The sequence below is a fragment of the Streptomyces sp. NPDC022552 genome, assembly GCF_055561875.1.
This window is the reverse complement of sequence record NZ_JBVHGJ010000001.1, coordinates 378,855-392,904: the sequence shown is the minus strand read 5'-3', so window position 1 is coordinate 392,904 and position 14,050 is coordinate 378,855. Positions and strand designations below refer to the sequence as shown.

Genomic DNA, 14,050 nt, shown 5'->3' with positions numbered 1-14,050 from the left:
ACTCATATCAGGGTGATGGTGATCATCTCTTCCGTACGACGACGAAGTCGGCGAGCGCGGTGAGCTGGGCCCGGACGCGCTCGGGCATGTCCACCTCGTGCAGGGCCCGGATGGCGATGGTGTGCTGGCGGCGGGCCTCCTCGGAGGTCCACTCGCGCCCGCCGGCCTCCTCGATCAGGGCCGCGCGGGTGGCGAACTCCTCCTCGGAGAAGGAGTCGAAGTCGCTGCTCTTGGCGTCGGCGGCGAGCAGTTCACCGAGCCGCTCGGAGGCCGGGCCACCGGCCGCGAGGGCGGCGACGACGGGCAGGGACTTCTTGCGCTGGCGCAGGTCGCTCCAGGTCTGCTTGCCGGTGGCCTCCGGGTCGCCCCAGATGCCGAGCAGGTCGTCGACGGCCTGGAAGGCGAGGCCGAGGTGGTAGCCGTACTCCTCCAGCTTGTCGGCCGTGCGGTCGTCGGCGCCGCCGAGGACCGCCCCGATGGAGACGGCGCAGGCGAGCAGGGCGCCGGTCTTGTTGCCCTCCATCTCCAGGCACTCCTCGACGGTGACCCGCTCGCGGTGCTCGTAGGAGATGTCCTGGGCCTGTCCGTCGATGAGCTTGCGGGAGGCGGTGGTCAGCCGGCGGGTGGCGCGGCCGGCCTCGACGGTGCCGAGTTCGAGCAGCAGCTCGTTGGCGAGCGCGAAGAGCGCGTCGCCGACGAGGATCGCCTGCGCGGGGCCGTGCACCTTCCAGACGGTGTCGCGGTGGCGCCGCTGCTCGTCGCCGTCCATCAGGTCGTCGTGCAGCAGCGAGAAGTTGTGGACCAGCTCCACGGCGACGGCGCCGGGGACGCCGACCTCGGGGGCGACGCCCGCGGCCTCGGCCGAGAGCAGCGCGAGGGCGGGCCTGACGGCCTTGCCGCTGTCCCCCTCGGTGGGGTTGCCCTGCGCGTCGATCCAGCCGAAGTGGTAGGCGGCCACGGTGTCCATGGGCGGGGCGAGCCGGTCGACGGCCGCCCGCAGGACGGGGGTGGACAGGGTCCGCCCGCGCTCCAGCAGAGCGGTGACGTCGGCGGTGTCGACGGCCGGGTTCACCGGGGGCACAGTCGGCACGGTCTCTCCTCTTGTTCCAGTACTCACACTCATGCCGCCTCCTGCAGCGGATGTTCATGGCGGCGGCCGAGGGCGGAGAGCACGGCGCCTGCGGCGCTGAAACCGCTGCGGACGGCACCCTCCATGGTCGCGGGCCAGCCGGTGGCGGTCCAAGCGCCGGCCAGGTACAGGCCGGGGGCGTGGGTGCGGGCGGCGGGGCGGAGCCGGCCGACGCCCGGAGTGGGGGCGAACGTCGCTGTCCGCTCCCGGGTGACGAAGAAGTCCCGGATCCCGGCGCCGCGTGCGGCGGGCAGCAGGCGCTCGAGCTCGGGGAGGTAGCGCTCGCGCAGCTCGGCGACGGGCGTGTCGATCTCGTCCTGGGCGGCGGACTGGGAGACGGCCAGGTACTGTCCGGCGCCCTTGAGACCGGAGGAGTCGGTGCGGTCGAAGACCCACTGCACCGGGGAGCCGAGCGCGGTGAAGAAGGGCTGCTTGAGCACCTTGCGGTCGTAGACGACGTGCACGTTGAGGATGGGCGCGGTGCCGATGTCGAGAAGCCGGTCGGGGTCGTCGATGGCGCCCTCGGGGATCAGCTCGTGGGTCTCGCGCTGCGGCACGGCGAGGACGACGGCGTCGGCCTCGAGCGTCTCCCCCGGCACCTCGACGCTCCATCGGCCGTCCACGGTACGGGTGATCCGCTCGGCCTTGGTCCGCAGCACGGTCCGTACGCCGAGGGAGTCGAGGGCCTTGCGCGCGAGGGTGTCGTGGAGCTCGCCGAGGGGGACGTGCGCCCAGCCGATGTCGGCGGCGCCCGGGTCGGAGAGCAGGCCGGTCTTGAAGACCATGGCGGCCAGACCCATGGAGGCGTACGGCGCGGTGGCGTTGAGGGTGGCGACGCCGACCAGGTCCCACAGGGCCTCGACCGCGCGGGGGGACTGGCCGTGGCGGCCGAGCCAGGTGGCGAAGTCGATGCCGTCGAGGGCGGGGTCGGCGGGGTCCAGCCTCTTGAGCGCGAGTGCGGCGCGGCCGACGCTCGCCCGCTCGGCGAGCGAGAGGTGGGGATAGGTCGCCAGGCTCTGCGCGAGGTGCAGAGGTACGGGCAGGTTGGCGCGCCGCAGCCGTCCGAGGCGGGGGCCGCGGGGGTGGGCGACGTCGAGGACGGGCACGTCGAGCCGGTCCTGGAGGGGCGCGAGGTGGGCGCCTTCGACGCGGTCGAGGAACCACCGGTAGGCGGTGCAGCAGCGCAGGTAGACGTGCTGCCCGTTGTCGACGGTGAGTTCGCCGCGCCGGAAGGAGAAGGCGAGTCCGCCGAGCCGTGGCCGGCCTTCGAGGAGTGTGACGCGCAGTCCGGCGTCGGCCAGTTGGAGCGCGGCGGTGATCCCGGCGAGTCCGCCGCCGATGACGACGGCGGTCGCGCCGGCACCGGCCGCGCGGTGCGGGGTGATGCCGTCGGTGGTCACGAGGCCTCCCCTCGGATGGTCGCAGTCAGGGACGCCGCGAGGCGCCGCCGGGTTGCCCGGTGCCCGGGATCGTACGCGCGCATCAGGCGCGCCTCCTGACGACCCGTCGGGAGATGTGCCGGGTGTCGAGTCCGGAGAGGCCGCGCACGGCGACGTACGCCTTCTCGCGGCCGGGCAGCGACACGCGACCGCGCAGCACCGCCTCCGGGTCGCGCTCGATCCGGTCGAGGAGGCGGCGGTAGATCCCGGCCATCGCGGCGACGCAGGCGCCGCTGCGCCGGTCGAGCATGGGCAGGAGCCGGTACCCCTCGGCGAACAGGGCGCGGGCGCGGCGGACTTCGAAGTGGACGAGGCCGGTGAAGTCGGCGCCGGCGGGCGAGGTCCGGCTCGCGAACCCCTCGCCGCAGCCGAACTTGGCGAGGTCGTCGGCGGGCAGGTAGGTGCGTCCGTTGCCGGCGTCCTCGCGTACGTCCCGGAGGATGTTGGTGAGCTGGAGGGCGAGCCCGAGCGTGTCGGCGTACTCGGGGGCGCGTTCGACGCCCTGCGCGCCCGGCTGGGTGCCGAAGACGCCGAGCGAGAGCCGCCCGATGGCGCCCGCGACGCAGCGGCAGTAGACCTTGAGGTCGTCCCAGGTCTCGTAGGTCTCGCCGCGTACGTCCATCAGCACGCCGTCGATGAGCTCGTCGAGCCCGCCGAGCGGGATCGGGAAGCGCCGGGAGGCGTCGGCGAGGGCCACGGCGACGGGATCGGTGTCGTCCTCGTCGACCCCGCCCTGCCGGATCCGGTCGAGGAGCCCACGGGTCGCTTCGAGCCGGTCCCGCTTGGCCTCGGGGGCGAGCGTGCCGTCGCCGATGTCGTCGACGCGCCGTGAGAACGCGTACAGCGCGGACATGGCCTGTCGCTTCTCGGTCGGCAGGAGCCGGATCCCGTAGGCGAAGTTGCGGGCCTGCTGTCCGGTGACGGCCTCGCAGTAGCTGTACGCGGCCTGTACCGGCGCGGACGTCTCCGTCTGTTCCTCCACGGTCCGGCTCACCCCTCTCTCCGCGCTCTGAGCAAAATCGATCCCGCTTCACGCAACAGACTCGGCTTGGTGGGCCTGGGCGACCCCGCCAGGACGTCGAACCCGCCTCCGGCGGCGGCGACGGCGTCGAGCGCCGCGAGTCCACCGGCCGTGAAGCCGGCCAGCAGCAGCCGCAGCCTGCCGTGCACGCTGCCCACCAGCGGGACGCCGTCGTCGAGCAGGGCGCGGGCGCGCGCCGCCTCGAAGGCGATCAGGGCGCGTACGGACGCGTTCGCGCTCGGCCGGGCGAGGTCGTCCTCGGTGACGTGGAAGCGCTTCATGTCCTCGGCGGGCAGGTAGATCCGGTCGCGGCCGAGGTCCTCGGCGACGTCCTGGAGGTGTTCGACGATCTGCAGGGCGGTGCAGACGGCGTCGGAGCGGCGGATGCGCTCGGGGGTGGCGGTTCCGGTGATCCCGAGGACGAGCCGTCCGACGGGGTTCGCGGAGAGTTCGCAGTACGCCACGAGGTCGTCGTAGGTCTCGTAGCGGCGCACGACCTGGTCCTGGCGGTTGGCCTCGATCAGGCCGAGGAACGGCTCGGCGGTGAGGGCGCGGTCCCGCACGGTGGGCTGGAGGGCGCGGAGCAGGGGGTGGCGCGGGGTGCCGTCGAAGACCCGCAGGAGGTCGGCCTCGAAGGCGTCGAGCAGGACGAGCCGGTCCTCGGCCCGTTCGGGGGCGACGCCGAGGTGGCGGGCGTCGGCTCCGCCGGGGGCGAGGTCGCCGTCGCCGATGTCGTCGACGAGCCGGGCGTAGCCGTAGACGGCCATGAGGTCATCGCGCCAGGCGCGCGGCAGGAAGAAGGGCGCCACGGGGAAGTTCTCGTCCGCGGCCTTGTCGAGCGTGGCGCGGGAGGAGGCGTCGGGGCGTACCTGTCGGGTCGGCGTCACTGGCCGCTGCCCGACGCGGGGACGGCGACACCCTCGTGGAGCTGGAGATTTCGCGTCATGGCCGTCATATCTCCTGTTCTACACTGCCGATCCAATCCATCCTATTTCGGACACGCCACCGGTCCTCCCCGGGGGGCTCACCGCATGACGGCCGGGATGCCTAGGGGTTATCGCCCCACTTGCCACGAATCAGCACCGGTACAGCTTACGTTGTACAACGCCGAGCGCCTCGTCGGGGTGCCGGGCCCCGGGCGAAAACATCACCGGCCATGTCAACCCCCTTGCAGGGAGCGGTGGTTCACATCCTGTCGGCCGTCAGTCGGCGCGGGCGCCGGAGACCATCAGGGCGAGGGTGGACTCGACGACGTCGGCGCGGCGCTGCTCCGGGAGGCGGCCGAGCGGGCCGTCGAGCAGCAGGAGTGACAGTCCGTGCACGGCCGACCACGCGGCGGCCTCGGCGGCCGGACGGGCGCGGCGCGGGCTGCGGCCCGCCCCGGCCAGGGCGTTCAGGGCCTCCGTGAGCAGGGCGAACGCGCGGATCTCGGGTTCGGGTTCGGCCGGGCGGCCGGGGGGCGCCCAGGCGTCGCCACAGGCCGCGCGCGGGGTGCAGAAGGCCGCCCGGTAGAGGCCGGGCTGGTCCACGGCGAAGCCGACGTAGCCGCGGCCGAGGGCGGCGAGGCGGAGCTCCGCGGCAACAGTGGGGTCGTCGGCGCCCGGGACTCGGGCGGCGGCACGCTCCATGGACTCGGCGAGCGCCCGCTGGGCATGGATCTTGACGGCTCCGAGCAGCTCGCCCCGGCCCTCGAAGTGCCGATAGGCGGCGGTGGGCGAGACGCCGACCCTGCGGGCCGCCTCGCGCAGCACGACGCGCTCGGGACCGCCCTCGGTGGCGAGGTCGACGGCGGCGCAGATCAGCGCGTTGCGCAGATCGCCGTGGTGGTAGGACTTTCCCCCCGAGATCGCTGCCATGCGCTCATCCTGCCCGATGTTGACCGCATGAACATTCCAGGTGGGGGGCCGGGGCCCGGCCCGGGGCATACGAGGGCCCCCACCGGGACCGGCGGGGGCCTTCGTATGCGGTTCGGGTGCTACCTCGCGGTCTCGCGCTCGTACGCCCGCAGGACTTCCTCGGTGGGGCCGTCCATGAGGAGCTCGCCCTTCTCCAGCCACAGGACCCGGTCGCAGGTGTCCCTGATCGACTTGTTGCTGTGGCTGACCAGGAAGACCGTGCCGGCCTCCTTGCGGAGCTCCCGGATGCGCTGCTCGGAGCGGATCTGGAACTTGCGGTCACCGGTCGCGAGCGCCTCGTCGATCATGAGGACGTCGTGGTTCTTGGCGGCCGCGATGGCGAAGCGGAGCCGGGCACCCATGCCGGAGGAGTACGTCCGCATGGGCAGGCTGATGAAGTCGCCCTTCTCGTTGATGCCCGAGAAGTCGACGATCCCCTGGTAGCGCTCGCGGATCTCTTCCCTGCTCATTCCCATGGCAAGGCCGCCGAGTATCACGTTGCGCTCGCCGGTCAGGTCGTTCATGAGCGCCGCGTTGACGCCGAGGAGCGAGGGCTGACCGTCGGTGAACACCTTGCCGCTCTCGGTGGGGAGCAGGCCGGCGATGGCGCGCAGCAGGGTCGACTTGCCGGATCCGTTGCTGCCGATGAGACCGATGGCCTCGCCGCGGTACGCGGTGAAGGTGACGCCGCGCACCGCGTGCACCTTGCGGACGCCGCGGGTGACCTCGGCCTTGCCGCGGCCGAGCATCCGGCTGAGGGCCGCGGTGGCGCTGCCCTTGCCGCCGCCACCGGTGTTGACCCGGTAGACGATGTGGACGTCGTCGGCGATGACGGTGGGAACGCGTCCCAGGGTGGGGTCAGCCACGGCCGTACCTCTCCTCGGCCTTCCAGAAGTAGACGAAGCCGCCGATGCCGATCGCCAGGGCCCAGCCGAGGGCGGTCGCCCAGACGTGCGAGGGCAGGTTCTCGGAGCCGTAACCGTCGATCAGCGCGAAGCGGATCAGGTCCATGTAGACGGCGGCGGGGTTGTACATGAGCACGTCGGCGATCCAGGCCGGCTTGTCCGCGAGCATCACCGGGATCGAGAACATCACGCCGGACGCGTACATCCACGTGCGCATGACGAACGGCATGAGCTGGGCGAGGTCGGGGGTCTTGGAGCCCATCCTCGCCATGATCATGGCCAGACCGATGTTGAACACGAACTGCAGGAACAGCGCGGGGATCAGCAGCAGCCAGCTCAGCGAGGGGTAGCTGCCGAAGGCGATCGCGACCGCGGCCAGCACGATCATCGAGAAGAGCAGCTGCTGGAGCTGCTGGAGCGCGAACGAGATGGGCAGCGAGGCGCGCGGGAAGTGCAGGGCCCGGACGAGTCCGAGGTTGCCCGCGATCGCCCGTACGCCCGCCATGACCGAGCTCTGCGTGAAGGTGAACACGAAGATGCCGGTCACCAGGAAGGGGATGTAGACCTTGGTCTCCATGCCCCGGCCGGCATCCAGGATCAGGCCGAAGATCAGGAAGTAGACCAGCGCGTTGAGCAGCGGGGTCGCGACCTGCCAGAGCTGGCCGAGCTTCGCCTGGCTGTACTGCGCCGTCAGCTTCGCCGAGGAGAAGGCGAGGATGAAGTGGCGCCGTCCCCAGAGCTGGCGGATGTACTCGAAGAACCCGGGCCGGGCGCCGCTGACCGACAGACCGTATTTCGCGGCCAGCTCGGCCGGGGACAGGCCGTCGTCGGCGGATGGCGGGGCGCTGGTCGCGACCGCACCGTCGTGGGTTGTGTCACTCACAGGTCGAAACTTTCGTATTCGGATGCGCGGCAGATCGGGCACCACGTGTCAGACGACGGGCGGGCGTCCCAGTCGGGTCAGCCGCCACACCGTACGCCATTTCATGGGCCGACGCGGTCCGCAGGGGGCGGCCCAGCCTTCCCGGAAACCGCCGATCCACGCCTTGAGGGCGGGGCCGGAGGGGCGCCGCGCGAGGGTCAGCAGCAGCCAGACACCGAGGTAGACCGGAACGAGCAGAGCGGGGAGGTTGCGCCGGGCCAGCCATACCCGGTTGCGGGCCACGTTGTAGTGGTACGTCGCGTGCCGGGACGGTGGCGTGGTGGGGTGGAGCAGCACCATGTCGGAACGGTAGTCGATCATCCAGTTGGCGTCGAGCGCCCGCCAGGCGAGATCGGTTTCCTCGTGCGCGTAGAAGAACTCGTCCGGCAGTCCGCCGACTTCGGTGAGGACCTGTGTGCGCACGGCGTTCGCACCGCCGAGGAAGGTGGTCACGCGCGAGGACCGCATCGGGTCGGAGGCGCGCAGCCGCGGGACGTGCCGGCGCTGGGTGAGACCGGTCTCGGGGTCCGCGATCCGGAAGCTGATGATGCCCAGCCTCGGATCGGCGGTGAACGCCTCGCGGATCAGCTCGGCGGTGTCCGTACGGTCCAGCAGTCCGTCGTCGTCCAGGAAGAGGAGGGCGTCGACGGGCCCGCAGGGGCCGCCGGGGCCGAACGCCTCGATGCCGACGTTACGGCCGCCGGGGATGCCGAGGTTCTCGGGCAGGTCGATGGTGTGGACGCCCTCGGGCACCCCCGTGACAGGGGCGCCGTTGCCGACGACGACGACCTCGACCGGGTCACCCTCCTGCTTGGCCACTGACTCCAGCAGCGCGCGCAGGTCGTCGGGCCGGTTGCCCATCGTGATGATGACGGCACCCAGCTTCATCGCCGTGGTCACGTTCGTCCTCCCCGCGCTCGTCGTCGTCTCGTCTGTCGTCCGCACCCTCGCCATGTCCCCCGGCCTCACTTCAGCCGGCTCGACGCCAGGATCGACACCAGGTGCAGGACCGTCTGGAGGAGCGCGATGCCCGCGAGCACCGCGACACCGAGCCGGGTGTAGAACAGACCGCCCTGGACCGCGTCGATGATCGCCAGGACCAGGATCAGCAGGGACGCCTCGATACCGAGGACCAGGCGGTGGAACTGCAGCGCCGAGGCCGCCCGGCGGGCGAGGGCCATGCCGGAGGAGCGGGGCTCGCTCGCCGCCTCCTTGACGGGCGGCAGCCCGCCCTGGTGGCGCGCGACACCGACGAGGTCGGTCTCCGCCTTGATCAGGACGGCGCCGAGCGCCGCGAGCGTGCCGAGGAAGGCCCACAGCCAGTCGATACGGCCGGTGCCCCACAGGTCGGCGGCGCGCAGGCCGAAGCCGACCAGCACGGCGGCGTCGCACAGGTAGGCGCCGACGCGGTCGAGGTAGACGCCGGAGAGCGAGAACTGCTGCTTCCAGCGGGCGACCTCGCCGTCGACACAGTCGAGCAGCAGGTACATCTGGACCGCGACGACACCGAGGACGGCGCCCCAGATCCCCGGCACGAGCAGCGCCGGGGCGGCGAGCACGCCGAAGAGGGTCATGACGTACGTCAGCTGGTTCGGCGTGATCTTCGTGGTCACCAGGCGGCGGGTGATGCGCAGCGAGATCTCGCGCATGTACAGGCGGCCGCCCCAGTGCTCTCCGCTACGCCGGTCCTTCACACCCGCCGGGTGCACGACCGGGCGGAGTTCAGCTACGGATGGTCTTGGCATAGTCGGCGTACGCGTCCCTGATCTGGTCGTCGGAGAGGTCGAGGTGTTCGAGGATGGTGAAGCGGCCGGGACGCGTCTGCGGGGCGAAGGACACGGCACGGACGAACTCGTCCACGCTGAAGCCCATCTCCTCGGGCGTCACGGGCAGCCCGTGGCGGCGCAGCGTCTCGACGATGCCCAGCGAGCCCTCGGCGGCACCGCGCAGGTGCATCGCGAAGGCGGCGCCGAGGCCGCACTGCTCGCCGTGGCTGGCGGCGCGCTGGGGGAAGAGCAGGTCGAAGGCGTGGCTGATCTCGTGGCAGGCGCCCGAGGAGGGCCGGGTGTCGCCGCTGATCGACATGGCGATGCCGGACATCACGAGGCCCTCGGAGAGCGTGACGAGGAAGTCGTCGTCGCCGACGCCGCCGGGGTGGCGGAGCACCGCCTCGCCGGCGCTGCGGGCCATGGCCGCGGCGAGGCCGTCGACCGGCTCGCCGGTCTCGCGGTGGGAGAGCTCCCAGTCCGCGATGGCGGAGAGATTGGAGATCGCGTCGCCGATCCCGGAGCGGACGTAGCGCACGGGGGCGTCCCGGATCACGTCGAGGTCGATGACCAGCGCGATCGGGGTGGGCACCCCGTACGAGCCGCGCCCGTTGTCGTTGTCCAGGGTGGAGACCGGGGAGCAGATCCCGTCGTGCGACAGGTTCGTGGCGATGGCGACCAGCGGCAGGCCGACCCGGGCCGCCGCGTACTTGGTGACATCGATGATCTTGCCGCCGCCCAGGGCGACCACCGCGTCGTAGCGCTGGCCCCTTATGGCGTCGGCGAGCTTCACGGCCGCGTCGATGGTGCCGCCGTCGACGGGGTACCAGTCGGCTCCGGGCAGCTCGGGGGCGAAGTGCTCACGCAGCTTCAGGCCCGAGCCGCCGCTGATCGCGACGGCGATCCGGCCGTTGCTGGAGATCCGCTGGTCGGCCAGGAGCGTGGAGAGGTCCTCCATCGCTCCGCGGCGGATGTCGACGACGACCGGCGAGGGGATCAGCCGGGTCAGTACTGGCACGCGATCTCACGGCCCTTCGCGAGGTCGTCGTGGTTGTCGATCTCGACCCACTTGACGTCGCCGATGGGCTCCACGTCGATCATGAAGCCGTCGTCGGCGAGCTTCTGGTAGCCGTCCTCGTAGTAGAGGTCGGGGTCGCGCTCGAAGGTGGCCTTCAGCGCGTCGGCGAGCGCCTCGGCGGCCTCGGGCTCGATGAGGGTGACACCGATGTACTCGCCGGTGGCGGTGGCCGGGTCCATCAGCTTGGTGATCTTCTCGACGCCCTTGCCCTCGGCGACGACGACCTTCATCTCCTCGTCGGCGAGACGCTTGACGGTGTCGAGGGCGAGGATGATCCGCCGGCCTTCGCCGCGCGCCGCGAGCAGCGTCTTCTCGACGGAGACGGGGTGGACGGTGTCGCCGTTGGCGAGGATCACACCGCGCTTGAGGACCTCACGCGCGCACCACAGGGAGTAGGCGTTGTTCCACTCCTCGGCCTTGTCGTTGTCGATCAGGGTGATCGAGACGCCGTAGGCGGCCTCCAGGGCCTCCTTGCGCGCGTACACGGCCTCCTTGCGGTAGCCGACGACGATGGCGACCTCGGTGAGGCCGACCTCCGCGAAGTTCTTCAGCGTGAGGTCGAGGACGGTGGTGTCACCGTCGACAGGCACGAGGGCCTTCGGAAGCGTGTCGGTGTAGGGGCGCAGACGCCGTCCGGCACCGGCTGCCAGTACGAGGCCGATCATGCGGTTTCTCCTTCGTCATGTACGGCGGGTGCTCCCGAGGACACCCAGAAGCGGATGGACTCCACGAGCACCACGAGCGCGACGACGACCGCCAGAGCGGTGAGCGCCAGGGTGAAATCGGTGCCGCTGCTCGCCAGGGCGGCGAGCACGGTCACCAGGAGCGTGCGGCCCTCGTGACCGCCGACGGTGCGCACGAGCCACGCGGGCGGAGCGCCGGTGCCGCCGCGAATGCGGTACACCGTGTCGTAGTGATGGTAGGCGACGGCGGCCACGAGGCCGTAAGCCGCGGGCAGGGCGCCGTTCACCTCGGAGCGGGCGGCCAGGATCAGGATCGTGCCGTACTCGGCGGCCCGGAAGAGCGGCGGGAGCAGCCAGTCGAGCGCGCCCTTCAGCGGCTGCGCGACCACGCTGCCGCTGATCACGACGTACAGGACGGCCGCGAAGACGACGATCTTGCTGCCGAAGGGTTCGATCAGTGCCGCGGCGAGGAGGAACCCGACGCCGATCACGGCGAGGGCCAGCCGGAAGGGCTGCCGCTTCGTCGACCGGGCGACCAGCTCGCCGAGGGGCCCCGTGTCCGCCAGGTCGGCGAGCGCCTGGGCGGCCCGGTCGGTCCGCTTCGCCTTGCGGGTCAGGGAGCGGAGCACGCGCCCGGCGGTGGTGTAGCAGGCGCCGAAGGCGCAGCCGACGATCAGGGCCCAGAAGACGATCCGGGGGGTGGTGACGGCGGTGAGGACCGCGATCATGGCCCAGCGCTCGCCGATCGGCAGGATGATCATCCGGCGGGCCCAGACGGTCCAGCCGACGCTGTCGAGCCGGCTGGAGAGGGCCGCGGTGGGGCTGGTGTTCGCCGCGGCGTCGTGGTTCGCCTCGTTGAAGGAGAAGTCCACGACATGGCGGCAGGTCATCAGGACCATCGCGCCGAGCGCGAGCGCCCAGACGTCGTCGCCGTTCCGCGCGGCGCCGAGCGCGAGGCCCGCGTAGAACGCGTACTCCTTCGCGCGGTCGAAGGTGGCGTCGAGCCAGGCGCCCATCGTCGAGTACTGCAGGGAGTAACGGGCGAGCTGTCCGTCGGTGCAGTCCAGGACGAAGGAGACCAGCAGCAGCACGCCTGCGGCGATGTAGCCGCCGCGCTCGCCGGTGGCGGCGCAGCCGGCCGCGATCAGTGCGGTGAGCAGCGAGGCCGTGGTGACCTGGTTGGGGGTGAGACCGCGCCGGGCGCACCAGCGGGCGATGTAGCGCGAGTACGGGCTGACGCAGAAGGTGGTGAAGAAGCCGTCGTGGGCCTTCACCGCGGAGCGCAGTCGTACGGCCTCGTCGTCGACGGCGGCGACGGCGGAGCGGGCCTCGTGGCGGGCCTCGGCGTCGGTCGGCACGGCGGCGACGAGGGTGCCGAGCGCGGGCCGGTGCACGGCGACGCCGTCGGCGTCGAGGGCGTCGGCGAGCGCGTCGGGCAGGTTCTCGTCGGTGGCGGCGGAGGCGGGTGCCGCCGGCGCGCCGGGCACCGAGGCGTAGGCGTCGGTCAGCGCACGGGCGAGCGCCGGGCGGGCCTCGGGCTGCGCGGTGAGCGCGCCGGGCGCCGCGGCGGCGGGGAAGCGGGGGTCGGTGAGGGCCAGCCGCAGAGCGTGCAGGTGTCCGACGAAGCGAGGATCGACGACGGCGACCCGCTCACCAGCGGGTACGGCGGCGAGCAGCGCGCCGGTGTCCTGCGGGCCGGAGGCGACCCGTACGTCGAAGCCCAGCGACCGCAGATCGCCGTCGAGCGACGATCCGGGTACCGGCGGACCGGTGAGGATGGCGGTCGACAGACGAACTCACTCCTTGGAGCTGACGGGCGGGCCCGCGGGGCCCATGGCACGCCCCGGGCACGGCGGCTCCGCCCGGCATCGGGCGGCTCGCACGTCGGCTGAGGCTATCGGATGAACGAGGGCGGGAGTTCACCGAGGCTTTGCGGTGCGGACTCCCCCGGGCCCACTCGAATCCGCCCGAGTGAGCCATGCCCTACGGAGATCATCATGGGTGATCGACAGGCCGCCCCACAAACCGCGCTTCCCCGCGGCCCGTACCCACCCTCGCACGCCCTCCCACCAGGTCCGCATCACCGCAGGTCAGATGATATGACAACGGTCTTCAGTACCGTGTTGCACATACCCCCCTCCCGTAGTTGACTTGCGGCTCGGGCACCGGAAACGAGACGACGGGGAGGCCATGTCATGGGGGCTGGACACGACCACGGGCACAGTCACGGAGGACCGCCGCCCACGGGGACCGCGGCCGCGGCCTACCGGGGCCGGCTGCGGATCGCGCTCGCGATCACACTGTCCGTGATGGTGGTCGAGATCGTCGGCGGCATCGTCGCGGACTCGCTGGCCCTGATCGCCGACGCGGCCCACATGGCGACCGACGCCGTCGGCCTGGCGATGGCGCTGCTCGCGATCCACTTCGCCAACCGCCCGCCCACGCAGACCCGTACCTACGGCTTCGCCCGGGCCGAGATCCTGGCCGCGCTGGCCAACTGTCTGCTGCTGCTCGGTGTCGGCACGTACGTGCTGTACGAGGCGATCCAGCGGTTCATCGAGCCGGCCGAGACCAAGGGCGGACTGACCATCGCGTTCGCGCTGGTCGGCCTGGTCGCCAACATGGTCTCGCTCTCGCTCCTGGTCCGCGGCCAGAAGGAGAGCCTCAATGTGCGGGGCGCCTATCTGGAGGTGCTGGCGGACGCGCTCGGCTCGGTGACGGTCCTCGTCTCCGCGGGCATCATCCTCGCCACCGGCTGGCAGTACGCCGACCCGATCGCCTCGATCCTGATCGGCCTGATGATCGTGCCGCGCACGGTCAAGCTGCTCCGCGAGACCCTGGACGTCCTGCTGGAGTCCGCCCCGAAGGGCGTCGACATGGCCGAGGTACGGGCGCACATACTGGCGCTGCCGGGCGTCGAGGACGTCCACGATCTGCACGCCTGGACGATCACGTCCGGAATGCCGGTGCTCTCCGCCCATGTGGTCGTGACCCAGGCGGCACTCGACGCCGTCGGCCACGAGAAGATGCTGCACGAGCTGCAGGGCTGCCTGGGCGACCACTTCGACGTGGAGCACTGCACCTTCCAGCTGGAGCCCGCCGGGCACGCCGCCCACGAGGCGAAACTCTGCCTGTGACCCCAGTCCGTGACTGCTAGCCTTCTCGGACAGACATGCGGTGTGGAGAGGAGCTGAGGTTGATGACCGTCGCGA

Annotated in this window: 13 protein-coding genes; 1 reads left to right on the top strand and 12 read right to left on the bottom strand. The window is 71.7% G+C overall.

Annotation, left to right across the window (positions count from 1 at the left end):
• Positions 1-22 precede the first annotated feature (22 nt).
• From ACZ3OF_RS01885 to ACZ3OF_RS01830, 12 genes are all read right to left on the bottom strand, one after another.
• Entirely contained in the window at positions 23-1,123 is a 1,101-nt protein-coding gene (locus ACZ3OF_RS01885; RefSeq protein ID WP_361666810.1) for a polyprenyl synthetase family protein, read from the bottom strand.
• Positions 1,120-2,529: a hydroxysqualene dehydroxylase HpnE gene (hpnE, locus tag ACZ3OF_RS01880; protein WP_467302108.1), complete on the bottom strand. Its 1,410-nt coding sequence runs from the start codon at positions 2,527-2,529 to the stop codon at positions 1,120-1,122. Before hpnE ends, ACZ3OF_RS01885 begins: the two co-directional genes overlap by 4 nt.
• Positions 2,530-2,611: 82 nt before the next feature.
• A complete protein-coding gene (hpnD, locus tag ACZ3OF_RS01875) occupies positions 2,612-3,562 on the bottom strand; it encodes a presqualene diphosphate synthase HpnD (protein ID WP_467302107.1) in 951 nt (316 codons plus the stop codon).
• A complete protein-coding gene (gene hpnC, locus ACZ3OF_RS01870) occupies positions 3,559-4,476 on the bottom strand; it encodes a squalene synthase HpnC (RefSeq protein WP_361666815.1) in 918 nt (305 codons plus the stop codon). Before hpnC ends, hpnD begins: the two co-directional genes overlap by 4 nt.
• A gap of 315 nt (positions 4,477-4,791) precedes the next feature.
• Positions 4,792-5,445 (bottom strand): TetR/AcrR family transcriptional regulator, encoded by a 654-nt coding sequence (locus tag ACZ3OF_RS01865; RefSeq protein ID WP_361666816.1) that lies wholly within the window; start codon positions 5,443-5,445, stop codon positions 4,792-4,794.
• A 119-nt stretch (positions 5,446-5,564) separates the two neighbouring features.
• On the bottom strand, positions 5,565-6,350 hold the full coding sequence (locus tag ACZ3OF_RS01860; protein ID WP_361666817.1) for an ABC transporter ATP-binding protein: 786 nt from the start codon (positions 6,348-6,350) through the stop codon (positions 5,565-5,567).
• Complete coding sequence (locus ACZ3OF_RS01855) at positions 6,343-7,272, bottom strand: ABC transporter permease (RefSeq protein ID WP_361666818.1); 930 nt, start codon at positions 7,270-7,272, stop codon at positions 6,343-6,345. The genes ACZ3OF_RS01860 and ACZ3OF_RS01855 overlap by 8 nt, the downstream gene beginning before the upstream one ends.
• Positions 7,273-7,320: 48 nt before the next feature.
• The gene (locus ACZ3OF_RS01850) at positions 7,321-8,199 is read right to left on the bottom strand and encodes a glycosyltransferase family 2 protein (RefSeq protein ID WP_361667323.1); all 879 of its coding nucleotides are present in this window, start codon (positions 8,197-8,199) and stop codon (positions 7,321-7,323) included.
• Positions 8,200-8,276: 77 nt separating this feature from the next.
• Positions 8,277-9,056, bottom strand: coding sequence for a CDP-alcohol phosphatidyltransferase family protein (locus tag ACZ3OF_RS01845; protein ID WP_467302104.1), 780 nt, complete (start codon positions 9,054-9,056; stop codon positions 8,277-8,279).
• A complete protein-coding gene (locus tag ACZ3OF_RS01840) occupies positions 9,034-10,095 on the bottom strand; it encodes an iron-containing alcohol dehydrogenase family protein (RefSeq protein WP_361666820.1) in 1,062 nt (353 codons plus the stop codon). The genes ACZ3OF_RS01845 and ACZ3OF_RS01840 overlap by 23 nt, the downstream gene beginning before the upstream one ends.
• On the bottom strand, positions 10,083-10,820 hold the full coding sequence (locus ACZ3OF_RS01835; protein WP_467302101.1) for a phosphocholine cytidylyltransferase family protein: 738 nt from the start codon (positions 10,818-10,820) through the stop codon (positions 10,083-10,085). Before ACZ3OF_RS01835 ends, ACZ3OF_RS01840 begins: the two co-directional genes overlap by 13 nt.
• On the bottom strand, positions 10,817-12,628 hold the full coding sequence (locus ACZ3OF_RS01830; protein ID WP_361667325.1) for a DUF5941 domain-containing protein: 1,812 nt from the start codon (positions 12,626-12,628) through the stop codon (positions 10,817-10,819). Before ACZ3OF_RS01830 ends, ACZ3OF_RS01835 begins: the two co-directional genes overlap by 4 nt.
• A 405-nt stretch (positions 12,629-13,033) precedes the next feature.
• Between ACZ3OF_RS01830 and ACZ3OF_RS01825 the strand changes: the two genes are divergently transcribed.
• Positions 13,034-13,975 (top strand): cation diffusion facilitator family transporter, encoded by a 942-nt coding sequence (locus ACZ3OF_RS01825; protein WP_361666822.1) that lies wholly within the window; start codon positions 13,034-13,036, stop codon positions 13,973-13,975.
• The last annotated feature ends 75 nt before the right edge of the window (positions 13,976-14,050 follow it).